Here is a 24215-nt window from a genome sequence, read left to right as displayed (position 1 = left end):
GTACGGCCGCCTTCACGGATTGCGAAACGCAGACCGTCGTCCATCGCGATCGGGTGGATCAGGGTAACAACCATTTTGATGTTGTCGCCCGGCATTACCATCTCTACGCCTTCTGGCAGTTCGATGGTACCAGTCACGTCAGTAGTACGGAAGTAGAACTGCGGACGGTAGCCTTTGAAGAACGGAGTATGACGGCCGCCTTCGTCTTTGGACAGAATGTACACTTCAGATTCGAACTTGGTGTGCGGCTTGATTGAACCCGGCTTAGCCAGTACCTGACCACGTTCGATTTCTTCACGTTTGATACCACGCAGCAGAACACCAACGTTCTCACCAGCACGGCCTTCGTCCAGCAGTTTGCGGAACATTTCAACGCCAGTACAGGTAGACTTAGCAGTCTCTTTGATACCAACGATTTCAACTTCTTCACCAACTTTGATGATACCGCGCTCTACACGACCGGTAACAACGGTACCACGACCGGAGATGGAGAATACGTCTTCGATAGGCAGCAGGAACGGCTTGTCAATCGCACGCTCTGGTTCCGGGATGTAAGAATCCAGGAAGCCAGCCAGTTCGATGATTTTCGCTTCCCACTCTGCTTCGCCTTCCAGCGCTTTCAGAGCAGAACCACGAACGATCGGAGTGTCGTCGCCCGGGAAATCGTACTGAGACAGAAGTTCACGAACTTCCATTTCTACCAGTTCCAGCAGCTCTTCGTCATCAACCATGTCGCATTTGTTCAGGAACACGATGATGTACGGAACGCCTACCTGACGACCCAGCAGGATGTGCTCACGAGTCTGCGGCATCGGGCCGTCAGTCGCAGCAACAACCAGGATCGCGCCGTCCATCTGCGCAGCACCGGTGATCATGTTTTTAACATAGTCGGCGTGGCCCGGGCAGTCTACGTGCGCGTAGTGGCGAGTCGGGGTGTCATATTCAACGTGAGAAGTGTTGATGGTGATACCACGAGCTTTTTCTTCCGGAGCGTTATCGATCTGGTCGAAAGCACGAGCAGCACCGCCGTAGGTTTTAGCCAGAACGGTGGTGATTGCAGCGGTCAGGGTAGTTTTACCGTGGTCAACGTGGCCGATGGTGCCGACGTTAACGTGCGGTTTTGTACGTTCAAATTTTTCTTTAGACACGGCTATATTCCTTACTATAGTGCTCTCCCCTTTGGAGAGAGCACGGGACTTAGGTTTTAATCCTGTGGCTTATTTACCACGGGCTTCAATAACGGCCTGAGCAACGTTGTTCGGCGCATCGTCGTACTTCAGGAACTCCATGGAGTAAGAAGCACGGCCTTTGGTCAGAGAACGCAGCTGGGTTGCATATCCGAACATTTCAGACAGCGGAACTTCAGCGTGGATCACAACGCCAGTGACGTTGGATTCCTGACCACGAAGCATACCACGACGGCGGCTCAAGTCACCGATAACGTCACCGGTGTTCTCTTCCGGAGTCTCTACTTCAACCTTCATGATAGGCTCAAGCAGAACTGGTTTCGCTTTCTTAAAGCCATCTTTAAAGGCGATAGAAGCGGCCAGTTTAAACGCCAGCTCAGAGGAGTCAACGTCATGGTAAGAACCGAAGTGCAGACGCACGCCCAGATCAACAACCGGGTAACCAGCCAGCGGGCCAGATTTCAGCTGTTCCTGGATGCCTTTATCAACGGCCGGGATGTATTCGCCAGGAATTACACCACCTTTGATGTCGTTGATGAATTCGTAGCCTTTCGGGTTTGAACCCGGCTCCAGCGGGTACATGTCGATAACAACATGACCATACTGACCGCGACCACCAGACTGCTTAGCGTGTTTACCTTCGATATCGGTAACTTTCGCGCGAATCGCTTCACGGTAAGCAACCTGAGGTTTACCGACGTTCGCTTCAACGTTGAATTCACGCTTCATGCGGTCAACGATGATGTCGAGGTGCAGCTCACCCATACCGGCGATAATAGTCTGGTTAGATTCTTCGTCAGTCCATACGCGGAATGACGGGTCTTCTTTAGCCAGACGGCCCAGAGCCAGACCCATTTTTTCCTGGTCAGCTTTGGTTTTCGGTTCTACCGCGATGGAAATTACCGGTTCCGGGAATTCCATACGCTCCAGAATGATCGGAGAATCTGGATCACACAGGGTATCACCAGTGGTCACGTCTTTCAGACCGATCGCAGCAGCGATGTCGCCCGCGCGAACTTCTTTGATCTCTTCACGTTTGTTGGCGTGCATCTGAACGATACGGCCAAAACGCTCACGTGCAGATTTCACGGAGTTCAGGATGGTATCACCGGAGTTAACCACACCAGAGTACACGCGGAAGAAGGTCAGGTTACCCACGAACGGGTCGGTAGCGATTTTGAATGCCAGAGCAGCAAACGGCTCTTCATCGCTAGCGTGACGCTCAGCCGGAGTATCTTTACCGTCGTCCAGAATACCGTTGATCGCAGGTACATCAGTCGGGGATGGCAGGTAATCAATTACCGCATCCAGCATCGCCTGAACACCTTTGTTCTTAAACGCAGAACCACAGGTTACCAGGATGATTTCGTTGTTCAGAACGCGCTGACGCAGAGCTTTCTTGATCTCTTCTTCAGTCAGTTCTTCACCACCCAGGTATTTCTCCATCAGCTCTTCTGAAGCTTCCGCGGCGGACTCGATCAGGTTCTGGTGCCATTCTTCAGCCAGTTCCTGCATGTCAGCCGGGATATCTTCATAAGTGAAGGTTACGCCTGCATCTTCTTCGTTCCAGTTGATGGCTTTCATTTTCACCAGGTCAACAACACCAGTGAAGTTTTCTTCAGCACCAATTGCCAGCTGCAGCGGAACAGGGTTCGCGCCCAGACGGGTTTTGATCTGACCAACAACTTTCAGGAAGTTCGCGCCCATACGGTCCATTTTGTTAACGAACGCAATGCGCGGAACTTTATATTTGTTAGCCTGACGCCATACGGTTTCAGACTGCGGCTGAACACCACCAACTGCGCAGTAAACCATTACTGCACCATCAAGCACACGCATGGAACGTTCTACTTCGATAGTGAAGTCAACGTGCCCCGGGGTGTCGATGATGTTTACGCGATGCGGTTCATACTGCTTAGCCATACCAGACCAGAATGCAGTAGTCGCTGCGGAGGTGATAGTAATACCACGCTCCTGCTCCTGTTCCATCCAGTCCATGGTGGCTGCGCCGTCATGAACTTCACCGATTTTATGGTTTACACCGGTGTAGAACAGAATACGTTCGGTAGTAGTGGTTTTACCGGCGTCGATGTGCGCACTGATACCGATGTTACGGTAGCGCGCGATGGGTGTTGTACGAGCCATTTGATTCCTCGTTTATCTTTTAGGCGTTCAATTTAAGTAGCCCAAAGCGGGCTGCTTACAAGAAGCGCCCGCCTGGTGACTAATACTCCGAAGGGATTACCAACGGTAGTGTGCGAACGCCTTGTTGGCTTCTGCCATACGGTGAACGTCTTCACGTTTCTTAACTGCAGTACCTTTGTTTTCTGCAGCATCAGAAAGTTCGTTCGCCAGGCGCAGAGCCATGGATTTATCACCGCGTTTACGAGCAGCTTCAACGATCCAACGCATTGCCAGGGCATTACGACGGACCGGACGGACTTCAACTGGTACCTGATAAGTAGAACCACCAACGCGGCGAGACTTAACTTCGACAGTCGGGCGCACGTTTTCGAGAGCTACTTCGAAAGCTTCCAGTTCATTTTTACCAGAACGCTGAGCCAGGGTCTCCAGCGCGCTGTATACGATTGTTTCGGCAGTAGATTTTTTACCATCTACCATCAGGATATTTACAAATTTAGCCAGCAGTTCTGATCCGAACTTCGGATCCGGCAGAATTTTACGCTGACCAATGACGCGACGACGTGGCATGGAAATACTCCGTTGTTAATTCAGGATTGTCCAAAACTCTAAGAGTTTAGTTTGACATTAATATAAAACGTTTGGCCTTACTTAACGGAGAACCATTAAGCCTTAGGACGTTTCACGCCATACTTGGAACGTGATTGCTTACGGTCTTTAACGCCGGAGCAGTCAAGCGCACCACGAACGGTGTGGTAACGAACACCCGGAAGGTCTTTTACACGACCGCCACGGATCAGGATCACGGAGTGCTCCTGCAGGTTGTGACCTTCACCACCGATGTAGGAAGTCACTTCAAAACCGTTAGTCAAACGAACACGGCAAACTTTACGCAGTGCGGAGTTCGGTTTTTTAGGAGTGGTAGTATATACACGAGTACATACGCCACGTTTCTGCGGGCATGCTTCCAGCGCAGGCACGTTGCTCTTTGCAACTTTGCGTGCGCGTGGTTTGCGTACCAGCTGGTTAACTGTTGCCATTAAATAGCTCCTGGTTTTAGCTTTTGCTTCGTAAACACGTAATAAAACGACCTCATACAATATGAGGACGCAGAATTTTAGGTCGGTGTCGAAAAGGTGTCAAGAAATATACAACGATCCCACAATTACCAGGCCATCTGGTTGGGATGCTTCACCGTAAGTCTGACGAAGTCAGTATAGCCAACCCTGACGACACTGTCTGAAATTTGACCATCTAACCCGCGAGCTTTAATGTCTTCTTCCAGTACATAGACCTTAATGGAGGCATTCTGCAGACTTTCAAGGAAGCGGGTACCATCTATTGCCGCCGTCACGCCATCCTGGAGCAATAAAAGCTCATCGTCTTCACCAACAAGACGAAGAAGAGAGGAGAAATCAGTAAGCCACGCGGAGCGATGTAAAGTATGCAGCATGAGAATGTCAAAACCTCAAAATAACATCATAGTTGCCAAGCTCACGGCGCAAATCATCGGGTTCAAGAACCGTCGCATCGACCACAAAACTGGCCCCCTGATCAAGCCCTCGCTCACGCAGGGAGGCGGCGCAAAGCCAGCATTGCTCTATATCGTACAGCCCCAGCAGTTTAAAAGTCGCGATATAATCACGGGCGAGGACAGCATCCGGTTTTTGTCCTTGCAGGATCTGGAAGACGCCATCACCAATAAAAAATACACCAAGGTCTTCCGTTAATGCTGAAGTCGCCAGTAATGCATCAAGACCTTCGCGGCCTGATGCACTGCCGTGCGGCACAGTGGAAAAAACAAAAGCAACACGTTTCATTAAAACTGTACCACGCGATCGCACGTCAGGGATGCCTCGGCCAGCGAGCCAAGCCCACTGAGGTTAAAACCTGATTGTAAGTTCGAACTTGTCAGCCCAAGCCTCTTCGCTTCGGTCTCATCAACAACGCCACGACGCAACGCCGCCGCCACACAAATATTAAGCTCTACACCAAATTGTTGATTGAGTTGCTGCCAGCCTCGCACCAAATCAAATTCATCACTAGCGGGTGATGTCAGAAGGTTAGCGTTATATACCCCCTCCTGATAAAAAAAGACACGGCTTAACTCATGCCCTTCCTCAAGCAACGCATGTGCAAATTGCAGCGCGCTGCTCGCCTGCTGTGTGCCATAGGCAGGTCCTGTCACCATGATGGCAAAACGCATTACTTGTCTTGCCCCTGGAAATCACCACTTTTGAACTGGCGAATATAGAGGTAAACAGTATGTTTGGAGATGTTCAGACGGTCAGCGACCTGATTAATAGCATCTTTGATATCGAAGATGCCTTTCTCATACAGATTCAGGACGATCTGACGATTCTTCGCATTGTTAGATACGTTACGATCGGCATTCACTTCTTCAATCGTGAATTCCAGCGTCTGTGTCACCAGATCTTCCACTGATGAAGCAAAGTTTACGGCTGAGCCCACTTCCGGGGTTTCCGGCGGAATAAAGGTATTCATTATTTGCGAGAAAGGTACATCAAGATTCATATTGATGCACAGCAGACCAATTACGCGATGCTCACGGTTGCGAATGGCAATCGTCACCGACTTCATCAAGACACCGCTTTTCGCACGTGTGAAATAACATTTCGACACGCTGCTATCCGCACCCGTCATATCATGCAGCATGCGCAACGCAAGATCGGTAATCGGTGAGCCGATTTTTCGGCCCGTGTGTTCACCGTTGGCGATGCGAATAGCCGAGCATTTCAAATCCTGCAAAGAGTGCAATACGATTTCACAATGGGAACCAATGAGCATCGCCAACCCGTCCACTACCGCTTCGTAGGATTTAAGGATATCGAAGTCGGTTTGATCGAAAGGACGTTGATCCAGCAAATCTAGCTCACTGGTTTCGTTGGTTAAAAGCGACCTGGACATGAAAAAAAGCACTCCTTTTCAGGAGCCTGTCGTTATGTTGTCAGGGCAGGCTCATCACTATTAGGGGCATCTAAAGTAATACAGCGCACAAGGCGCTTTCCAGTATTAATTATATCCTGTCGATAATAAAAAACCGCCGCCCTGTGGGCGGCGGTTTTTGGTACCTTATTTTTTGCTGGCATCTGCAGCTTTATCTGCCGGTGCAGCGTCTGCCTTCGCATCCGCTTTCGGCGCCGGTTTGATATCTAACAGCTCAACATCAAAGACCAGCGTAGAGTTTGCCGGAATACCCGGAACGCCGGTTTTGCCATAAGCCAGATCCGGTGGAATAACCAGCTGAATTTTACCGCCTTTCTTGATGTTTTTCAGGCCTTCTGTCCAGCCCGGGATAACACCGTCAAGACGGAAAGAGAGTGGCTCGCCACGGGTGTAAGAGTTATCAAACTCTTTACCATCAATCAGCGTACCTTTGTAGTTCACAACCACGGTATCGCTGTCTTTCGGTGCTTCACCTGTACCGGCTTTCTCTACTTTGTAGACCAGACCAGTAGAAGAGGTTTTAACACCTTTCTCTTTGGCAAACTTCTCACGGTACGCTTTACCCTTGGCTTCATTATCAGCCGCGTCTTTTTCCATTTTCGCCTGGGCGGAAGTCTTCACGCGCGCTTCAAACGCCTGCAGAGTTTGTTCGATTTCCTGGTCAGACAATTTGCTCTTGTCCGCAAACGCATCCTGAACGCCAGCAATCAGCTGATCTTTATCCAGTTTGATGCCCAGTTTCTCCTGCTCTTTCAGGGAGTTTTCCATGTAACGCCCCAGGGATGCTCCCAGCGCGTAAGCCGCTTTCTGGTCGTCATTCTTGAATGCTGCTTTGCTGTCAGCGGTAGCGGCTGGTTTCGCAGTATCAGCAGCGAAGGTGATCGGGGCATGCAGAGCAACGGCCATTGTGGTCGCCAGCAACGTTACTTTAAACAGTGATTTCATCCATCTCTCCAGGGCCGGGGCATCTCACCCCAGGGTTAGCTAACATAAAAACGTACTATAAAGCGTTGTAGAACAAATCAACATACGGACACGCCCTATTATCACCACATTTCAGACTCTTTTTGTTTAAATTAGTTTCGTCACACGGGAATGAGTGCTGTGCAAACAGGCAAAGTTGAGTAGAATTCGCCGCAGTCCGCGATCTGCCGGAAATAACAGAAGAGGTGAATCATGCAGGATACAACGATGGAAACTCGGCTGGCTGAACTGGAGAGTCGCCTGGCATTTCAGGAAATAACCATTGAAGAGCTTAATGTGACGGTAACTGCTCACGAACTGGAAATGGCCAAACTGCGCGATCATCTGCGTCTACTGACGGAGAAGCTCAAAGCAACTCAGCCGTCCCATATTGCGTCGCAGTCCGAAGAGACACCGCCGCCGCATTATTGAGACATAAAAAAAGCGGGGAATTCCCGCTTTTTTGTGCCGGATAGCGACGTAAACATCTTATCCGGCCTACTCATATATACCCAAAGGATTTCAAATCACAGCCAATACCGCTGTGGGTTGAAAGACTAAGGGTATTAGTGGCAACCGCAGCCGCCATTACCTTTACCGCCACCGCCGCAGCAACCTTCGCCGCCGTGCTCGTGCCCATGGTCGTGGCCATGACCGCCGCAGCAACCGTCGTGGTCGTGATCGTGGTCATGACCGTGCGCACCGTGAACGTGACCGTGAGCCAGTTCTTCTTCGGTTGCTTCGCGGATCGCAACAACTTCAACGTTGAATTTCAGGTTTTGGCCAGCCAGCATGTGGTTACCGTCAACCACTACGTGGTCGTCTTCCACTTCGGTAATTTCTACCGGTACAGGTCCCTGGTCGGTTTCAGCCAGGAAGCGCATGCCAACCTGCAGTTCATCAACGCCCATAAATACATCTTTAGGAACGCGCTGCACCAGGTTTTCGTCATACTGACCATAAGCGTCGTTTGCGCCTACAGCAACATCGAATTTATCGCCAACTTCATGACCGTCCAGCGCTGTTTCCAGACCAGAGATCAGGGAACCGTGACCATGCAGGTAGTCCAGCGGTGCACTCACCGGAGACTCATCAACCAACACACCGTCTTCTGTACGTACCTGATAGGCCAGGCTGACCACCAGGTCCTTTGCTACTTTCATGATATCTCCTGAGCATGGAAAGAATAGTGGCGCAGATTGTAGCGGAATTCTGCACCCGTGTACCCTCTAGCTTAAAAAAAGCTGCGCCATATCGCTAGTCCGGATGAAAAATCCCTATCACTTGTTCTTCTTTGCGAACGTGCTCGCGTGCTTCTTTATCGGCTTCCCGCATCTGATGGCCACACTTAACACACTCAACAATATCGATATTATTTTCGCGCCACATCGCCAGCGAGTCCTGCGCCTGGCAGGACGGACATTTTGCACCTGCAATAAAACGTTTACGAATTGCCATGGTTATCCCCTACTCAAATTCATCCCAGCCATCCAGCTGTCGTCGCTCTTGCTGCATCTCTCGATGGAAAATTTCCTCCAGTTCGCGCCGGGCTTCTCTGGCACGAGAGATTTGTACCGTATCGGTATGTATCGGGATCAACTCCCGTAGCATACGCATGTCCAGCCGCCGGAAATGCAGCTGAGCACGTTGGGCCTGATGCGGATGCATACCCAATGAAACCAGAGTCTTACGTCCCAATTCCAGCGCACTCGAAAAGGTTTCGCGGGAAAACTGCGTTACACCAGCTTGTAATAACTCATGTGCTTCCACGCGTCCGCGCGCTCGCGCAAGAATATGCAAATGCGGAAAATGCTGCTGACACAGTTCCACCAGCTTCATCGTATCTTCAGGCTCGTTACAGGTGATCACTATCGACTCCGCCGCTTCAGCACCAGCGGAACGTAAAAGTTCTACTTGTGTCGCATCGCCGTAATAAACTTTATAGCCATATTTACGCATCAGATTAACCGCGCTGATATCGCGTTCCAGCACGGTAATACGCATTTTATTCGCCATCAGCAAACGGCCTATTACCTGCCCAAAGCGCCCAAACCCCACCACAATCACCTGCGGTTTATCATCTTCCACCCAAGGTTTTTCATCTTCATCATCCGGGCCGTTAATCTGGCGGGAGAGCCATTTATCAATCAGCTTCATCAACAACGGTGTCGTCATCATCGACAATGTGACGGTCACCAGCAGCAGCGCCATTTGATCGCCCTGAAACAGTCGTTGTGATGATGCCGTTGAAAAAAGGACGAAGGCAAATTCTCCCCCCTGGCTTAACACACCGGCAAACTGCATACGCTCCGAGCTTCTCATCCCATTCAGTCGCGCCAATAGATACAGCACCAGCGTCTTAACAACTACCAGCACAATAACGCTCGCGACCACCCACAGAATGTGGGTATACAGAACGCCAAGATTTAGCGACATCCCCACAGATATGAAGAACAAACCAAGCAACAGACCTTTAAAAGGATCAATTGCCGTTTCCAGCTCATGTCGATATTCGCTTTCCGCCAGCAGCACGCCCGCGATAAAAGTTCCAAGGGCCATCGACAACCCCAATGCATCCATGAATAAAGCAGAACCCAGTACCAGGAGCAGCGTGGCTGCGGTAAATACCTCCCGTACACCGGAATCCGCGATAAAGCGAAAAACGGGACGGAGCAGATAACGCCCACCAATCAACATGCCAGCAAAGGCCAGCACCTTCATTCCTACTTTGATCCAGTCAAAATGTTCGTCAGCAGAACCGGCTAACAGCGGAACCAACGCCAGCGCGGGGATCACCGCCAGATCCTGAAATAGTAATACCGAAAAACCCAGTTGCCCGGATTCGCTGCGGTTCATCCCCTTTTCCCGCATCAGCTGCAGCGCCATCGCCGTTGAGGACATCGCCAACCCGATTCCGCCCACTACTGCCGCCTGCCAGGAGAAATTCGTGAGCATCAGCAGGCCAGCCAGAACCACTGCGCTGAGCATCACTTGAGCTGCGCCGACGCCAAATATTGAGCGTCGCAACTGCCATAGCTTGGAAGGGTTAAGCTCCAGCCCAATAATAAACATCAGAAAAACCACACCCAATTCAGAGAAGTGGAGGATTTCATCCACATCGCTGATGAACCCTAGTCCCCACGGACCAATAGCGATCCCCGCCAGCAAATACCCCAAAACAGGGCCAATGCCCAGCCGCGATGCCAACGGCACCGCAGCTACCGCCGCGAAGAGGAATAACACTCCCGCCAGTAATAAATCAGAACCTTCCATCAGCGGCCTCCCGAAGGAATCGGATTTGCCAGCCAGTCGCCATACGCTTTAGCATGACTGTCCAGCTCCTGCTTTGTCTGCCGCCTGGCCCAGTAAACGATAATAGGGCTCATCCAGTGCATCCGGCACATTCCGGCCGTCAACTCAAAAGGGCGCAGCACATCGCTCATCGGATAGCGGTTCAGCGCATCATAACGGTAAGCACTTTCCGGCTCACCGGTAGTGATGACACTCCGCCAGTACTTTCCCGCCAGTTGATTTCCACCCGGACCGCTGGCGAATCCACGGCTGAGAACACGGTCAAGCCATTCCTTTAACAGGGCCGGACAGCTATAGGTGTATAGCGGATGCTGGAAAACAATCACATCATGCTCACGCAGTAGTTCCTGCTCGCGCGGAATATCGATAAAAAAATCGGGATAGTGTGCGTAAAGATCGTGCACGGTAACATTACTGAGCTGCATGGCCGGTTTAAGCAGAACCCGGTTCGCGACCGAGTCCTGAGATTCCGGATGGGCATACAGCAGCAAAACTTTCGCTGGCTGGAACATCATTCCCCTCCCGGTTATGTCTTTTGTCTATTTTCGACGTTTTGGGCTACCATTGCGCCTCGGTGCGGCAAAGCGCCCGCACATTACATTATCATAATGATAAATTAACATAGTCTGAACATACGGCGCCTTATGATTGTTTTCTCCTCGTTACAAATTCGTCGCGGCGTGCGCGTCTTACTGGACAATGCCACGGCCACCATTAATCCAGGGCAGAAGGTTGGTCTGGTCGGTAAAAATGGCTGCGGTAAATCTACCCTGCTGGCATTGCTGAAAAATGAAATCAGCGCCGACGCCGGGGGATTTACGTTCCCTGGTAACTGGCAGCTCGCTTGGGTGAACCAGGAAACACCAGCACTTCCTCAGCCTGCGCTGGAGTACGTGATTGACGGTGACCGCGAATATCGTCAGCTGGAAGCACAGTTGAACGATGCCAACGAACGTAACGATGGAAACGCCATTGCGACCGTGCACGGCAAACTGGACGCTATTGATGCATGGACGGTTCGCTCGCGTGCCGCCAGCCTGTTACACGGCCTCGGTTTTTCGAATGAGCAGCTTGAACGTCCGGTCAGCGATTTCTCCGGCGGATGGCGTATGCGCCTCAACCTTGCTCAGGCACTGATTTGCCGTTCAGATCTTCTGCTGCTTGATGAACCGACCAACCACCTCGATCTCGACGCGGTAATCTGGCTGGAACGGTGGCTGAAAAGCTATCAGGGCACGCTGATCCTGATCTCTCATGACCGTGATTTCCTCGATCCGGTGGTAGATAAAATTATTCATATCGAACAACAGACGATGTTCGAGTACACCGGTAACTACAGCGCGTTTGAAATTCAGCGCGCTACGCGTCTCGCACAACAGCAGGCGATGTACGAAAGCCAGCAGGAGCGCGTGGCGCATCTGCAAAGCTACATCGATCGCTTCCGCGCCAAAGCAACTAAAGCAAAGCAGGCACAGAGCCGTATTAAAATGCTGGAACGCATGGAGCTCATCGCTCCGGCTCATGTCGATAACCCGTTCCATTTCAGTTTCCGCGCGCCGGAAAGCCTGCCCAATCCATTGCTGAAAATGGAAAAAGTCAGCGCAGGCTATGGCGATCGCGTCATCCTAGACTCCATCAAACTGAACCTGGTTCCGGGGTCACGTATCGGCCTGTTAGGACGTAACGGTGCGGGTAAATCAACGCTGATTAAACTGCTGGCGGGAGAACTGGCGCCGATCAGTGGTGAAATCGGTCTGGCGAAGGGTATTAAGCTCGGCTATTTCGCTCAGCATCAATTGGAGTTCCTGCGGGCTGATGAATCCCCTATTCAGCATCTGGCACGCATGGCGCCGCAAGAGCTGGAACAGAAACTACGCGATTACCTCGGCGGATTCGGCTTCCAGGGAGATAAAGTTACCGAACAGACCGCGCGCTTCTCCGGCGGTGAAAAAGCGCGTCTGGTGCTGGCGCTGATCGTCTGGCAACGCCCGAACCTGTTGCTGCTCGATGAGCCGACTAACCACCTGGATCTCGACATGCGTCAGGCGCTGACCGAAGCATTAATTGATTTCGAAGGCGCACTGGTTGTGGTTTCGCACGACCGTCACCTGATTCGCTCCACTACCGACGACCTCTATCTGGTACACGACAAGAAGGTCGAGCCGTTTGATGGCGATCTGGAAGATTATCAGCAGTGGCTAAGCGACGTACAAAAGCAGGAAAACCAGAGCGACGAACCGGCGAAAGAGAGTGTCAACAGCGCCCAGGCGCGTAAAGACCAGAAGCGCCGCGAAGCAGAGCTGCGAACCCTGACGCAACCACTGCGTAAAGAGATAACCCGTCTGGAAAAAGAGATGGAAAAGCTACACGCACAACTGGCACAGGCGGAAGAGAAGCTTGGCGACAGCGAACTGTACGACCAAAGTCGCAAAGCTGAACTAACGGCATGCCTGCAACAACAGGCGAGCGCAAAATCCGGGCTGGAAGAGTGCGAAATGGCCTGGCTGGACGCGCAGGAACAGCTTGAGCAAATGCTTGCCGAGTAGTCTTGATTGCCGGATAAAGGCGCGAAAGCGTCTTATCCGGCCTAGCGACAGATTAATGGGAGGATGTAAGTTAGCGTTGCGTCGCCAGACGCTGGCGAATTTGTTCGAAATGTTCACGATTGAAAAGCTTGCCGTCAAGAAAGCGCGTTTTCAACTCTCCTTCCATCTCCTGTCCCCAGTTTTGTTCATCATGCAGGCATAGCTCACCTTGATCATCACGCGCGACGCGCAGCAGTCCCCGGGCTGAACGTTTCAGGCCATTGTCGGTTTTCGGCTCTTTAAAGATCGTCCGTCCTTTACCGTCAACCTCCCCCCATGTTGCTTTCATCGCGAAACCAAATGTATCACGCGTGCTGTACTGGTAAGTGAATGAACCAACCCCAAATACCACGTTTGAACTGGCAAATCCTTTTGCTTCCAGGCGACGCAGGATTTCATTCGCCCGCTCAAGGGTAATGGAATCGCCATAGATCAACCCGACATGTGGGTCGAGCACCTTATACCCTTTGGAGTTAATCGTGCCGCCAAAAATTTCCCACAGCACTTCCACTGAGCCTTTCTCCTGCGGGGTACGATCGGCACGAGAATCTTCATCCGCGCCGGTGCCGCACAGAATATCTACCGGATTACCGCTGTCCGGGCGGAATACTACCCGGCCCTCACGCGCCAAAATGATGTGCTTTAGTTCAAGGGTATATTCCGTCAACACCTGCCAGTAGTCCCAGGTATCTGAGACTATCGACACAAATCCCTGCGGGTAGAGATCAGCAATCAGGCGACGAAAAGTTTCAATCTCATGTTCGCGCTCCCCCATACACATTACGCTGTGCTCAGTTGCGGGAATACTGGCGCCGATAAAATATCCTTCGCCGTCAGTGTAATAATCACGGGCATAGAGCAACGATGGGATGCTGTCAGTACCTTTAAAACTCAGCAAATGCCCGCTTCCTGCCTGCATGGTATCCTGCAAACCAGACATGCCTCGAAATGAAAAATCATGACACTGGAAATCGAGATGTGTCTGATCGCTACAGGTTTTCTCCGCCCAACGTTCGCAGATTTTGCGATAGTGGTGAGCAATAGTAGCGTTAGTTGACGCTTTCCACAGCTCCGCCGACAACACAGTCTCAAGGTAATTCACCAGCCAGAAAAACTCAGGTTTGGTATTGATGATGGTTAATACCGGCACCGCCATCGGAACTTTGCTACCTTCATCCAGCGCCTTGATATGCAGTGGCAAATAACCCAACTGGTGCAGCGCGCGAATGTGGTCAACCGCTACAGCATCTTTTCCAAGATAGCTGTCCATTACCTGCTTGTATTCCTTTACCACCTCTTCCTGCGCTCGAGCAAAGAACGCCTCGTTAAACAGGTCGATCAGAAACCACTGCAGAAATCCCTGCAGACCGAAGAACACCAACTTGCCATCCAGCAGTGGTGACGAAAAAAAGCGATCGCTGCGTGGCGTAAAGTTGGAATAGACCCGGCTGGTTCCTTGCGGATACTGTACGCGGTGAGAAACTTTGTAGCCGTCGATGGCCAGAATAGGGTTCATTTTCATAATAATTATCTCCCTCAGGCGCGGTAAATCGCGTCAATATCGATAAGTTCAAGCTGCGGATGTGCCAGCGCAGATGCAGCTAAAGAGGTTGTGGTGTAGATGGCATCAATGCCGTTGGCGAACAAGTGCTCAACACCCTTAGAAAAGATACCGTGGGTGACATACAGGCTAACGCTGCGGGCTCCGGCATCACGTAAAACCTGAGCTGATCCAATAAAGGTGCCACCGGCATCACACAGGTCGTCAACAATCAGCAGATCTCTGCCCTTAACATTCCCCGCAACCAGTGCAAACCCGGTCAGATTGCCAGTTGCCACATCACGTTTTTTGCTCAGAATGGCATATTCAGAGACACCTACCGCTCTGGCGACAGCATCAATTTTCTTCAACGACCCGGCATCTGGTGCAACCAGCATCAACGTTTTTTGTTGAAACTGGCGCTGCAGGGTCGCGCTTTGTTGCAGACAGGTCTCCTGCGAAATAGCCACAAAGTTATCTATTGCCGCTGCCGCGGCTTCGCTGTGTGGGTCGAGCACTTTTACCTTGTCAAACTTCAGTGTATTGAGCTGACTGGCAAAGACTTTCAGCGCAAAGCTGTCACCCGCGACCATATGTCGGTCCTGGCGCGCCCATGGCAGCCAGGGGAGTTCGAGGTGACTGACCAGTACATCGGTTTGGTGGCGAACCGCTTCCACTAGTTGCGCCACCAGCATAAAGTCGTTCATATCACGCATTGCCATCGCCCGAATGCGCATCAGACGAGCAGAGGATGGCAACGCATCGGTTACTTTCAACCAGGCGGCCCCGTCAGGAAAAACACCGCTGGCAATTGCGTACACCTGCTCATCCAGGGTTAATGTCAATTTTACGCTCATCGCTCTCTCCTTAATCGTGTCCCTTAGACATAATTAATAATGTCCTTAAGACATATTTAAAGCAAGCATAATATGCATTAATCTTCACCATGGTGATAATCAACTGATAAGTAACAAGAAAAAACGAAACTTGCCCCCCATGGTTGGGCTGGTACACTTGTGAGCGTTGCAAATCATCGTGAGTACCTTATGACCACCGAAGCTGACTATCTGAATCAGTATGATGCCCGCCGCTTTCCCTCCCCTTTGGTGACAGTGGATAGTGTGTTGTTTACCCTGCATCAACAGGCGCTGTGTGTGTTGCTGGTAGAACGGGCAAACCAGCCACAAAAGGGGTGCTGGGGATTACCCGGTGGCTTCATTGATATGGCCCACGATGATTCCACCCGTGCCACGGCAATGCGTAAACTCACTGAAAAAACAGGTGTTTCTCCTTCCTGGTTGGAACAACTGGATACGTTTTCCGGACCAGATCGTGATCCGCGCGGCTGGAGCCTGACCGTCACCTGGTTCGCCTTGATCGCCTGGGTAGACTGTGAGCCGCACATTGCCAGCGTCAGTGATGCCCGTTGGGTTCCTGTTGATAAACTTGCCGACTATCCACTCGCATTTGACCACCAGAAAATCATTGAGGCGGCCCTGCATCGGCTACGGCAAAAAACGATGTATTCTTTACTGCCCGTTTACTGTTTACCGGATACCTTTACTCATGGTCAGCTCCAGGAAGCCACTGAGGTAATCCTTGGCCAGTCCATTCAGCGTAAAAGTCTGATCCGCCGCTTTGAAGCATCAGGTATGTTTGAAGATACCGGTGAAAGTATGGCGACAGGCACGCGAAAAGCCCGTTTATGGCGGCGTAAACCCGGCGTGGATATCCATCTTTTCTCGCGTAACCTACTGACTGACTAAGCGTAAACTTACATATTGACTAACCCGCAGGCCTTCTGCGCGGTATAGTTGCTCATTCCGTTTATTGATTGCTCTGGTGTTATGGTTGAAATCACTCCTACAGAAATGACCCCATCCGCCGACGATTCACGAGAATTCCGTCCGATGCGCGGGATCCGTAATCGCCATCTACAGACGATGCTACCGCGTTTGATTCGCCGTAAAGTGAAGTTCGACGCCCACTGGCAGCGGCTCGAGTTACCTGATGGCGACTTTGTCGATCTGGCCTGGAGTGAAGATCCACAGCAGGCAAAACATAAACCGCGTCTGGTGGTTTTTCACGGCCTGGAAGGTAGCCTGAATAGTCCATATGCTCATGGACTGATTGAAGCAGCGCAAAAGCGCGGCTGGCTGGGTGTGGTGATGCACTTTCGCGGCTGTAGCGGAGAACCGAATCGCCTGAACCGAATTTATCACTCCGGCGAAACCGAAGACGGCACCTGGTTTTTACACTGGCTGGAACGTGAATACGGCCGCGTACCAACTGCGGCGGTAGGTTATTCGCTCGGCGGCAATATGCTGGCATGCCTGCTGGCAAAAGAAGGGCGAGACATTCCGATAGATGCGGCGGTTATCGTATCCGCACCTTTCGTGCTCGAAGCCTGTAGCTACCATATGGAGAAAGGTTTCTCCCGGGTCTATCAGCGCTATCTGCTCAATCTTTTAAAAGCCAATGCCTCACGTAAACTCGAAGCCTATCCAGGCTCACTGCCGGTCAGTCTGGCGCAACTGAAATCCCTGCGCCGCATTCGCGATTTTGACGATCTCATCACCGCCAAAATCCACGGTTTTGCCGATGCTATAGACTATTATCGTCAGTGTAGTGCCATGCCGTTATTGAATCAGATCGCCAAACCGACGCTGATTATTCATGCCAAAGACGATCCTTTTATGGATCATCATGTGATCCCCAAACCGGAAAACCTGCCATCGCAGGTGGAATATCAGTTAACCGAACACGGCGGACACGTCGGATTTATTGGTGGCACATTGCACCATCCTGAGATGTGGCTGGAATCCCGTATCCCAGACTGGCTGACAACATACCTGGAGGCGTCATCATGATGATCCCGTGGCAGGATATCTCCCCGGAAGCACTGGACAACCTGATTGAAAGCTTTGTCTTGCGCGAAGGCACCGATTATGGTGAACATGAACGCTCGCTCGAACAAAAAGTCGCCGACGTCAAACGCCAACTACAATCTGGTGAAGCCGTGCTGGTGTGGTCCGAACTGCATGAAACGGTCAACATTATGCCAAGGAAACAGCTTCACGAGTAATCCGCTGCCGACGGCTGACTATAATAAAAAAACCAACCTATTTATGGAGTTGTTATGTCTGCCAAACATCCGGTGATTGCGGTAACAGGATCCAGCGGCGCGGGGACGACCACCACCAGCCTCGCGTTTCGTAAAATTTTCGCGCAGTTAAATCTGCGTGCTGCCGAGGTGGAAGGTGACAGTTTTCATCGCTATACCCGCCCGGAAATGGACATGGCGATCCGCAAAGCGCGCGATGCCGGACGGCATATCAGCTATTTCGGCCCCGAAGCCAATGACTTCGGCCTGTTAGAACAAACCTTCATTGAGTATGGTCAGGCAGGAAAAGGCCAGTCGCGTAAATATCTGCACACTTACGACGAAGCCGTTCCGTGGAACCAGGTTCCAGGTACGTTTACCCCCTGGCAACCACTACCTGAGCCGACTGACGTTCTGTTCTACGAAGGACTGCACGGCGGTGTCGTCACTCCGCAACAAAATGTGGCGCGACATGTCGACCTGCTGGTTGGCGTTGTGCCAATCGTCAACCTGGAATGGATTCAGAAACTGACCCGTGATACCAGCGAGCGCGGACACTCACGTGAAGCGGTGATGGACTCGGTCGTGCGTTCAATGGACGACTACATCAATTACATCACTCCACAGTTTTCCCGCACGCATATTAACTTCCAGCGTGTGCCAACTGTCGACACCTCCAATCCCTTTGCGGCCAAGAGTATTCCGTCACTGGATGAGAGCTTTGTGGTGATTCATTTCCGCAACCTGGAAGGGATCGATTATCCCTGGTTGCTGGCGATGCTGCAGGGTTCATTCATCTCCCACATCAATACGTTAGTCGTACCGGGTGGCAAGATGGGGCTGGCAATGGAATTGATCATGCTGCCGTTAGTGCAACGACTGATGGAAGGAAAGAGGATCGAGTGAAGTGTTGCCGGATGGCGGCTGATGCCTTATCCGGCCTACGGGTTTACATCATGCAGGCCTGATAAGTATGACGCCATCAGGCGTGCATTACGAAGCAGCAATCACTTCATAGGAATGGGTGATATTCACCGCTTTTTCCAGCATCAACGCCACGGAGCAATATTTCTCAGCCGAAAGATCTACCGCGCGGGACACGGAGGCATCTTTCAGGTCATGGCCGGTGACAATGAAATGCAGATTGATATGGGTAAAAAGACGCGGTGCTTCTTCACGACGTTCAGAGGTGAGTTTCACTTCACAGTTGGTCACATCCTGGCGACCCTTTTGCAGGATCGACACCACATCAATTGCGCTGCAACCACCCGCAGCCATTAACACCATTTCCATCGGGCTCGGCGCTTTATCACCGGAGTTACCGTCCATCAGAATTTGGTGGCCAGAGGCGGACTCACCAAGGAAGGTTAACCCCTCAACCCACTTTACACGCGCTTGCATATTTCGTAACTCCAATGTTTCAATTTTCCTGACAGATTACGCGCACATAACAATTCTCGCAACGGAAGGCGACCTGCGTCATGCTGAAGCGAGACACCAGGAGACACACGGCGAAAGCTATGCTAAAACAGTCGGGATGCTACAGTAATACAATGACGTACTGCATGTATGCAGAGGACATCACATTACAGGCTGCAGTGCACTTTTTAGCAGCCCCCTTCCCAGGTAGCGGGAAGCACATTTTTGCAACCCCAGAGGCAGCGTCGTTTTCTGGCTCTGGAGACAGCTTATAACAGAGGATAACCGCGCATGGTGCTTGGCAAACCGCAAACAGACCCGACTCTCGAATGGTTCTTGTCTCATTGCCATATTCATAAGTACCCATCGAAGAGCACGCTGATTCACCAGGGTGAAAAAGCGGAAACGTTGTATTACATCGTTAAAGGCTCAGTGGCAGTGCTGATCAAAGATGAAGAAGGGAAGGAAATGATCCTCTCTTATCTGAATCAGGGCGATTTTATTGGCGAACTGGGCCTGTTCGAAGAAGGCCAGGAACGTAGCGCCTGGGTACGAGCTAAAACCGCATGTGAAGTCGCTGAAATTTCATACAAAAAATTCCGTCAGTTAATCCAGGTGAACCCGGATATTCTGATGCGTCTGTCTTCCCAGATGGCTCGTCGTCTGCAAGTTACGTCCGAGAAAGTGGGTAACCTTGCCTTCCTCGACGTGACAGGCCGTATCGCCCAGACGCTGTTGAACCTGGCGAAACAACCTGATGCGATGACTCACCCGGACGGCATGCAGATCAAAATCACCCGTCAGGAAATTGGCCAGATCGTGGGTTGCTCCCGTGAAACCGTTGGTCGCATCCTGAAGATGCTGGAAGATCAAAACCTGATCTCCGCGCACGGTAAAACCATCGTCGTTTACGGCACACGTTAATTCCGCCAAAATGGCGCGTTACTCAGTAATGCGCCATTTTTGTTTACACTGATGTGGCGAAGACTGATTTATCACCCCGAGATCAACTACGCACTACGACAGACGCTGGTGCTGTGTTTACCTGTGGGTGTCGGTCTTATCATCGGTCAACTACATCTGGGGCTGCTTTTCTCCCTCGTCCCAGCCTGCTGCAACATTGCAGGTCTTGACACCCCACATAAACGCTTTTTTAAACGCTTAATTATTGGTGCGTCGCTGTTTGCCGGATGCAGTTTGATCATGCAGCTACTACTGGCGCAGACCATACCGTTACCGCTGATCCTCACCGGCCTGACGCTTATTCTCGGCGTAACTGCAGAGTTAAGTCCTCTGCATGCACGATTGTTGCCTGCCTCGCTCATTGCTGCAATTTTCACGCTTAGCCTTGCCGGGAACATGCCCGTCTGGGAGCCACTGTTAATCTATGCGCTGGGTACATTGTGGTACGGTCTGTTCAACTGGTTCTGGTTTTGGCTGTGGCGCGAGCAGCCGCTACGTGAATCACTCAGCCTGCTATACCGCGAACTGGCCGATTACTGTGAGGCTAAATACAGTCTGCTGACCCAGCACATCGATCCTGAAAAAGCGCTGCCTCCGCTGCTGATACGCCAGCAGAAAGCAGTCGATCTCATTACCCAGTGTTATCAGCAGATGCACATGCTGTCGGCGCATCACAACAATGAGTACAAACGCCTGCTGCGTGCCTTTCAGGAGGCTCTGGATTTACAGGAGCATATTTCCGTCAGCCTGCATCAACCGGAAGAGGTGCAGAAACTGGTCGAACGCAGCCATGCAGAGCAGGTGATTCGCTGGAATGCGCGAACTGTCGCCGCCCGACTACGAGTGCTGGCAGATGACATTTTGTATCACCGCTTGCCTACGCGATTTTCAATGGAAAAGCAGATTGGCACCCTGGAAAAAATTGCCAGGCAGCATCCGGATAATCCCGTTGGACAGTTCTGCTACTGGCACTTTAGCCGCATTGCCCGCGTGCTGCGTACCCAGCGCCCGCTTTATGCCCGGGATTTGATGGCTGATAAGCAGCGCCGATTGCCGTTGCTCCCTGCTCTGAAAAGCTATTTGTCGTTTAAATCCCCTGCGCTGCGTAATGCGGGGCGTATCAGCGTCATGTTAAGTATCGCCAGCCTGATGGGTAGCGCCTTACATTTGCCAAAACCATACTGGATCCTGATGACGATATTGTTCGTCACGCAAAATGGCTACGGCGCAACCCGGGTGCGTATTCTGCATCGCTCGGCAGGTACTCTCGTTGGGCTTATCATCGCTGGCGTCACATTGCACTTCCATATCCCCGAGGGTTTCACGCTGGCGGCTATGTTGCTTATCACTTTGGTGAGCTACCTGATTATCCGCAAAAACTACGGCTGGGCCACAGTAGGTTTTACTGTCACGGCAGTGTATACCCTGCAACTACTGACGCTGAATGGGGAGCAGTTTATCGTACCGCGCTTTGTCGATACGGTGATGGGCTGTTTGATCGCCTTTGGCGGCACACTCTGGCTGTGGCCGCAATGGCAGAGCGGCCTGCTGCGTAAGAACGCCCACGATGCGCTAGAATCCGATCAGGAAGCCATTCGCCTGATTCTCAGCAACGACCCGCAGGCTACACCGCTGGCATATCAGCGTATGCGGGTTAATCAGGCGCATAACACTCTGTTTAACTCACTGAACCAGGCGATGCAGGAACCAGGGTTTAACTCACACTATCTGGCAGATATGAAACTGTGGGTTACGCACAGCCAGTTTATTGTCGAGCACATTAACGCGATGACCACTCTGGCAAGGGAACATACGATACTGACGCCGGATTTAGCACAGCGGTATCTGGAATCCTGTGAAATTGCTATCCAGCGTTGCCAGCAGCGGTTGGAGTATGACGGGCCGGGAAGTTCCGGCGATGTGAATATTCTCGAGTCTTCGGAAATGCTGTCCCAAGGCCCGTTAAGCACCCTGGAACAGCATCTGCAACGTATACTTGGCCACCTGAACACCATGCACACCATTTCGTCGGTAGCATGGCGTCAAAGGCCGCATCATGGCATCTGGCTTAGCCGCCGGTTGCGAGACATGAAGGGTTAACGCTGTTTTCCTGTAGGCCTGAAAGCAGCGCACTATCGGGTAATCAGGCGACGACCTTCGCTACCGCCTGCGCAAAGCGCTGCATGCCTTCATCAATGTCCGTTTTATCCACCACCAGCGACGGCGCAAAACGCATTACGTCCGGGCCAGCATTCAGCACCATCACCCCTTCGTGCGCTGCAGCGTAAAGGAAATCACGTGCCCGGCCTCTGAACTGTGGCTTCAGTTCCGCACCGATCAACAAGCCCATGCCGCGAATGTCGCTAAAAATGTCATACTGCGCATCAATCTTCTGTAAATGTTGAACAAACGTCTGACGTTTGGCTTGAATACCCTCCAGCACTTCCGGGGTATTGATAATATCGAACGCCGCTCCTGCAACCGCGCAGGCCAAAGGATTACCGCCATAGGTCGAACCGTGAGATCCCACATGAAACGCCGAGGCGATCTCCTGAGTCGTTAGCATAGCACTCACCGGGAATCCGCCGCCGAGGGCTTTGGCGCTGGTCAGGATATCCGGCGTCACACCGAAATGCATATAGGCAAACAGGTCACCTGTACGCCCCATCCCGCACTGCACTTCATCAAATACCAACAGTGCCTGGTGCTGATCGCACAATTCACGCAGGCCTTGCAGAAATTCTGGTGTCGCTGCGGTTACGCCACCTTCCCCCTGAATTGGCTCAACCACCACCGCACAGGTGTGGTCGTCCATCACTGCTTTCACTGCATGCAGATCGTTAAACGGCACATGAATAATGTCCGCCGGTTTTGGACCAAAGCCATCAGAATATTTTGGCTGTCCGCCCACGGAAACGGTAAACAGTGAGCGACCATGAAACGCATTATGGAAGGCGATAATTTTGGTTTTAAAGGGGCTATGGCGTACACAGGCATAGTGACGCGCCAGCTTAAAAGCAGTTTCGTTAGCTTCAGTACCAGAGTTCATGAACAGCACACGTTCGGCAAAGGTCGCGTCGATGATTTTGCGGCCTAAGCGCAGAGCAGGCTCATTAGTGAAAACGTTGCTGGTATGCCACAACGTTTCGCCCTGGCTTTTCAACGCTTCGACCAGTGCCGGATGACAATGCCCTAATGCGGTAACGGCAATTCCACCCGCGAAATCAACATATTCTTTCCCTTGTTGATCCCAGACTCGACTCCCTTTCCCTTTTACCGGAATAAACTCCGCCGGTGCATAAATCGGCAGAATCACTTCATCGAATGTCGCGCGCGTAATTGCAGTTTGTTCAGTTGCCATGTCATTACCACCCAGTTAAGCAGAAATGTTAGTGAAATTATAATCACAAAATATGAATAAAAAATCACTGAATAGCAACCACAAATCAACGGTTGAGGAAATTAGCCAGCAGCTGATGCCCCTGTTCACTGAGAATACTCTCTGGGTGAAACTGTACCCCTTCAAGATCCCACTCCCGATGGCGAATCCCCATGATCTCCCAGGTGTCGCTCCAGGCCGTTACCTCAAAGCAATCAGGGAGTGTCGCAGGGGCAACAACCAGCGAGTGATAGCGAGTGACCGTTAACGGGTTCACGAGTCCCTGAAACACCCCCTGTCCGTTATGCGTAATCGGTGATGTTTTACCGTGCATCACTTTCGCCGCCCGAACCACGGTCGCGCCAAATGCCTGTGCCATCGCCTGGTGCCCCAGGCAAACACCCAACATGGGCGTTTTTCCCGCAAAATGTCGAATCACATCCAACGAGATCCCGGCGTCATCCGGGGTACAGGGTCCGGGAGAAATAACGATTTTTTGCGGATTAAGCGTGTCAATTTGCGGCAACGTCAACTCGTCGTTACGCCTGACGAGAACATCAGCGCCCAGTTCACAGAAGTATTGATACAGGTTCCAGGTAAAAGAATCGTAGTTATCGATAAGCAGGATCATGGCGGCTCCGGTACATAAGAACCG

25 protein-coding genes and 1 pseudogene are annotated in these 24215 nt (G+C 51.6%); 8 read left to right on the top strand and 18 right to left on the bottom strand.

Going from position 1 to position 24215, the window contains the following annotated elements; genetic code table 11:
• The 9 genes from tuf to fkpA form a co-directional block, all read right to left on the bottom strand.
• The coding region (gene tuf / locus OGY01_RS11160) for an elongation factor Tu (RefSeq protein WP_286492302.1) at window positions 1-1148 on the bottom strand (1148 nt) is incomplete at its 3' end.
• 69 nt (window positions 1149-1217) lie between these two features.
• On the bottom strand, window positions 1218-3332 hold the full coding sequence (gene fusA / locus OGY01_RS11155; protein WP_045448338.1) for an elongation factor G: 2115 nt from the start codon (window positions 3330-3332) through the stop codon (window positions 1218-1220).
• A 96-nt stretch (window positions 3333-3428) separates the two neighbouring features.
• The gene (rpsG, locus tag OGY01_RS11150) at window positions 3429-3899 is read right to left on the bottom strand and encodes a 30S ribosomal protein S7 (RefSeq protein ID WP_003023657.1); all 471 of its coding nucleotides are present in this window, start codon (window positions 3897-3899) and stop codon (window positions 3429-3431) included.
• Window positions 3900-3994: 95 nt separating this feature from the next.
• A complete protein-coding gene (gene rpsL, locus OGY01_RS11145; protein ID WP_003023654.1) occupies window positions 3995-4369 on the bottom strand; it encodes a 30S ribosomal protein S12 in 375 nt (124 codons plus the stop codon).
• 125 nt (window positions 4370-4494) lie between these two features.
• On the bottom strand, window positions 4495-4782 hold the full coding sequence (gene tusB, locus OGY01_RS11140; protein WP_045448350.1) for a sulfurtransferase complex subunit TusB: 288 nt from the start codon (window positions 4780-4782) through the stop codon (window positions 4495-4497).
• Window positions 4783-4789: 7 nt separating this feature from the next.
• Window positions 4790-5149 (bottom strand): sulfurtransferase complex subunit TusC, encoded by a 360-nt coding sequence (tusC, locus tag OGY01_RS11135; protein WP_200042273.1) that lies wholly within the window; start codon window positions 5147-5149, stop codon window positions 4790-4792.
• Complete coding sequence (gene tusD, locus OGY01_RS11130) at window positions 5149-5535, bottom strand: sulfurtransferase complex subunit TusD (RefSeq protein ID WP_200013188.1); 387 nt, start codon at window positions 5533-5535, stop codon at window positions 5149-5151. Before tusD ends, tusC begins: the two co-directional genes overlap by 1 nt.
• Complete coding sequence (locus OGY01_RS11125) at window positions 5535-6257, bottom strand: helix-turn-helix transcriptional regulator (protein ID WP_003023643.1); 723 nt, start codon at window positions 6255-6257, stop codon at window positions 5535-5537. Before OGY01_RS11125 ends, tusD begins: the two co-directional genes overlap by 1 nt.
• A 165-nt stretch (window positions 6258-6422) precedes the next feature.
• The gene (gene fkpA, locus OGY01_RS11120) at window positions 6423-7241 is read right to left on the bottom strand and encodes an FKBP-type peptidyl-prolyl cis-trans isomerase (RefSeq protein ID WP_045448355.1); all 819 of its coding nucleotides are present in this window, start codon (window positions 7239-7241) and stop codon (window positions 6423-6425) included.
• Between the two features lie 231 nt (window positions 7242-7472).
• On the opposite strand from fkpA, the gene OGY01_RS11115 reads away from it, so the two are divergent.
• Entirely contained in the window at window positions 7473-7691 is a 219-nt protein-coding gene (locus OGY01_RS11115; RefSeq protein ID WP_003023639.1) for a protein SlyX, read from the top strand.
• A 134-nt stretch (window positions 7692-7825) separates the two neighbouring features.
• Here the strand turns inward: OGY01_RS11115 and slyD are convergent, their stop codons facing one another.
• From slyD to kefG, 4 genes are all read right to left on the bottom strand, one after another.
• Window positions 7826-8422, bottom strand: coding sequence for a peptidylprolyl isomerase (slyD, locus tag OGY01_RS11110; RefSeq protein ID WP_045448357.1), 597 nt, complete (start codon window positions 8420-8422; stop codon window positions 7826-7828).
• 94 nt (window positions 8423-8516) lie between these two features.
• Complete coding sequence (locus OGY01_RS11105) at window positions 8517-8717, bottom strand: YheV family putative zinc ribbon protein (protein ID WP_005121675.1); 201 nt, start codon at window positions 8715-8717, stop codon at window positions 8517-8519.
• Between the two features lie 9 nt (window positions 8718-8726).
• Window positions 8727-10532, bottom strand: a complete 1806-nt coding sequence (kefB, locus tag OGY01_RS11100) for a glutathione-regulated potassium-efflux system protein KefB (protein WP_045448360.1) — start codon at window positions 10530-10532, stop codon at window positions 8727-8729.
• The gene (gene kefG, locus OGY01_RS11095; protein ID WP_225761600.1) at window positions 10532-11083 is read right to left on the bottom strand and encodes a glutathione-regulated potassium-efflux system ancillary protein KefG; all 552 of its coding nucleotides are present in this window, start codon (window positions 11081-11083) and stop codon (window positions 10532-10534) included. Before kefG ends, kefB begins: the two co-directional genes overlap by 1 nt.
• Window positions 11084-11215: 132 nt before the next feature.
• On the opposite strand from kefG, the gene OGY01_RS11090 reads away from it, so the two are divergent.
• On the top strand, window positions 11216-13117 hold the full coding sequence (locus OGY01_RS11090; protein WP_045448362.1) for an ABC transporter ATP-binding protein: 1902 nt from the start codon (window positions 11216-11218) through the stop codon (window positions 13115-13117).
• A 70-nt stretch (window positions 13118-13187) separates the two neighbouring features.
• Here OGY01_RS11090 and OGY01_RS11085 read toward each other — a convergent pair whose 3' ends face one another.
• Both OGY01_RS11085 and prs read right to left on the bottom strand, forming a co-directional pair.
• Window positions 13188-14678, bottom strand: a complete 1491-nt coding sequence (locus OGY01_RS11085; RefSeq protein ID WP_286493109.1) for a nicotinate phosphoribosyltransferase — start codon at window positions 14676-14678, stop codon at window positions 13188-13190.
• A 14-nt stretch (window positions 14679-14692) separates the two neighbouring features.
• Window positions 14693-15553, bottom strand: coding sequence for a ribose-phosphate diphosphokinase (gene prs / locus OGY01_RS11080; protein WP_286493108.1), 861 nt, complete (start codon window positions 15551-15553; stop codon window positions 14693-14695).
• Between the two features lie 189 nt (window positions 15554-15742).
• On the opposite strand from prs, the gene OGY01_RS11075 reads away from it, so the two are divergent.
• The 4 genes and pseudogenes from OGY01_RS11075 (at window position 15743) to OGY01_RS11060 (ending at window position 18705) form a co-directional block, all read left to right on the top strand.
• On the top strand, window positions 15743-16462 hold the full coding sequence (locus tag OGY01_RS11075; protein ID WP_045449811.1) for an NUDIX hydrolase: 720 nt from the start codon (window positions 15743-15745) through the stop codon (window positions 16460-16462).
• 35 nt (window positions 16463-16497) lie between these two features.
• A pseudogene (locus OGY01_RS11070) lies at window positions 16498-17566 on the top strand (hydrolase).
• Window positions 17563-17781, top strand: a complete 219-nt coding sequence (locus OGY01_RS11065; protein WP_045448370.1) for a YheU family protein — start codon at window positions 17563-17565, stop codon at window positions 17779-17781. Before OGY01_RS11070 ends, OGY01_RS11065 begins: the two are co-directional and overlap by 4 nt.
• Window positions 17782-17835: 54 nt before the next feature.
• On the top strand, window positions 17836-18705 hold the full coding sequence (locus OGY01_RS11060) for a phosphoribulokinase (RefSeq protein ID WP_045448372.1): 870 nt from the start codon (window positions 17836-17838) through the stop codon (window positions 18703-18705).
• Window positions 18706-18792: 87 nt separating this feature from the next.
• Here the strand turns inward: OGY01_RS11060 and OGY01_RS11055 are convergent, their stop codons facing one another.
• Entirely contained in the window at window positions 18793-19200 is a 408-nt protein-coding gene (locus OGY01_RS11055) for an OsmC family protein (protein ID WP_045448374.1), read from the bottom strand.
• Window positions 19201-19509: 309 nt separating this feature from the next.
• On the opposite strand from OGY01_RS11055, the gene crp reads away from it, so the two are divergent.
• Both crp and OGY01_RS11045 read left to right on the top strand, forming a co-directional pair.
• Window positions 19510-20142, top strand: coding sequence for a cAMP-activated global transcriptional regulator CRP (gene crp / locus OGY01_RS11050; protein WP_000242758.1), 633 nt, complete (start codon window positions 19510-19512; stop codon window positions 20140-20142).
• Window positions 20143-20193: 51 nt separating this feature from the next.
• Complete coding sequence (locus tag OGY01_RS11045) at window positions 20194-22281, top strand: YccS/YhfK family putative transporter (RefSeq protein WP_045448377.1); 2088 nt, start codon at window positions 20194-20196, stop codon at window positions 22279-22281.
• Window positions 22282-22324: 43 nt separating this feature from the next.
• Here the strand turns inward: OGY01_RS11045 and argD are convergent, their stop codons facing one another.
• Window positions 22325-23542: a bifunctional acetylornithine/succinyldiaminopimelate transaminase gene (gene argD, locus OGY01_RS11040; RefSeq protein ID WP_045448379.1), complete on the bottom strand. Its 1218-nt coding sequence runs from the start codon at window positions 23540-23542 to the stop codon at window positions 22325-22327.
• Window positions 23543-23627: 85 nt separating this feature from the next.
• Entirely contained in the window at window positions 23628-24191 is a 564-nt protein-coding gene (pabA, locus tag OGY01_RS11035) for an aminodeoxychorismate synthase component 2 (RefSeq protein WP_286493105.1), read from the bottom strand.
• Window positions 24192-24215: the final 24 nt, after the last annotated feature.

The organism is Citrobacter sp. Cm038 (assembly GCF_030333105.1).
GTDB classification, from domain to species: domain Bacteria; phylum Pseudomonadota; class Gammaproteobacteria; order Enterobacterales; family Enterobacteriaceae; genus Citrobacter; species Citrobacter murliniae.
Note: the sequence above shows the minus strand (reverse complement) of the source record. Positions and strands in the feature narration are given on the sequence as shown.

What these genes read in the sequence shown, in the direction of transcription:
- slyD (WP_045448357.1), bottom strand. Translation starts at nt 8,422, where the DNA reads ATGAAAGTAGCAAAGGACCTGGTGGTCAGCCTGGCCTATCAGGTACGT.
- kefB (WP_045448360.1), bottom strand. Translation starts at nt 10,532, where the DNA reads ATGGAAGGTTCTGATTTATTACTGGCGGGAGTGTTATTCCTCTTCGCG.
- OGY01_RS11055 (WP_045448374.1), bottom strand. Translation starts at nt 19,200, where the DNA reads ATGCAAGCGCGTGTAAAGTGGGTTGAGGGGTTAACCTTCCTTGGTGAG.
- OGY01_RS11045 (WP_045448377.1), top strand. Translation starts at nt 20,194, where the DNA reads ATGTGGCGAAGACTGATTTATCACCCCGAGATCAACTACGCACTACGA.
- OGY01_RS11125 (WP_003023643.1), bottom strand. Translation starts at nt 6,257, where the DNA reads ATGTCCAGGTCGCTTTTAACCAACGAAACCAGTGAGCTAGATTTGCTG.
- OGY01_RS11060 (WP_045448372.1), top strand. Translation starts at nt 17,836, where the DNA reads ATGTCTGCCAAACATCCGGTGATTGCGGTAACAGGATCCAGCGGCGCG.
- OGY01_RS11085 (WP_286493109.1), bottom strand. Translation starts at nt 14,678, where the DNA reads ATGAAAATGAACCCTATTCTGGCCATCGACGGCTACAAAGTTTCTCAC.
- fusA (WP_045448338.1), bottom strand. Translation starts at nt 3,332, where the DNA reads ATGGCTCGTACAACACCCATCGCGCGCTACCGTAACATCGGTATCAGT.
- prs (WP_286493108.1), bottom strand. Translation starts at nt 15,553, where the DNA reads ATGAGCGTAAAATTGACATTAACCCTGGATGAGCAGGTGTACGCAATT.
- tusB (WP_045448350.1), bottom strand. Translation starts at nt 4,782, where the DNA reads ATGCTGCATACTTTACATCGCTCCGCGTGGCTTACTGATTTCTCCTCT.
- kefG (WP_225761600.1), bottom strand. Translation starts at nt 11,083, where the DNA reads ATGTTCCAGCCAGCGAAAGTTTTGCTGCTGTATGCCCATCCGGAATCT.
- OGY01_RS11075 (WP_045449811.1), top strand. Translation starts at nt 15,743, where the DNA reads ATGACCACCGAAGCTGACTATCTGAATCAGTATGATGCCCGCCGCTTT.
- crp (WP_000242758.1), top strand. Translation starts at nt 19,510, where the DNA reads ATGGTGCTTGGCAAACCGCAAACAGACCCGACTCTCGAATGGTTCTTG.
- rpsG (WP_003023657.1), bottom strand. Translation starts at nt 3,899, where the DNA reads ATGCCACGTCGTCGCGTCATTGGTCAGCGTAAAATTCTGCCGGATCCG.
- pabA (WP_286493105.1), bottom strand. Translation starts at nt 24,191, where the DNA reads ATGATCCTGCTTATCGATAACTACGATTCTTTTACCTGGAACCTGTAT.
- rpsL (WP_003023654.1), bottom strand. Translation starts at nt 4,369, where the DNA reads ATGGCAACAGTTAACCAGCTGGTACGCAAACCACGCGCACGCAAAGTT.
- OGY01_RS11105 (WP_005121675.1), bottom strand. Translation starts at nt 8,717, where the DNA reads ATGGCAATTCGTAAACGTTTTATTGCAGGTGCAAAATGTCCGTCCTGC.
- tusC (WP_200042273.1), bottom strand. Translation starts at nt 5,149, where the DNA reads ATGAAACGTGTTGCTTTTGTTTTTTCCACTGTGCCGCACGGCAGTGCA.
- argD (WP_045448379.1), bottom strand. Translation starts at nt 23,542, where the DNA reads ATGGCAACTGAACAAACTGCAATTACGCGCGCGACATTCGATGAAGTG.
- OGY01_RS11090 (WP_045448362.1), top strand. Translation starts at nt 11,216, where the DNA reads ATGATTGTTTTCTCCTCGTTACAAATTCGTCGCGGCGTGCGCGTCTTA.
- fkpA (WP_045448355.1), bottom strand. Translation starts at nt 7,241, where the DNA reads ATGAAATCACTGTTTAAAGTAACGTTGCTGGCGACCACAATGGCCGTT.
- OGY01_RS11065 (WP_045448370.1), top strand. Translation starts at nt 17,563, where the DNA reads ATGATGATCCCGTGGCAGGATATCTCCCCGGAAGCACTGGACAACCTG.
- tusD (WP_200013188.1), bottom strand. Translation starts at nt 5,535, where the DNA reads ATGCGTTTTGCCATCATGGTGACAGGACCTGCCTATGGCACACAGCAG.
- OGY01_RS11115 (WP_003023639.1), top strand. Translation starts at nt 7,473, where the DNA reads ATGCAGGATACAACGATGGAAACTCGGCTGGCTGAACTGGAGAGTCGC.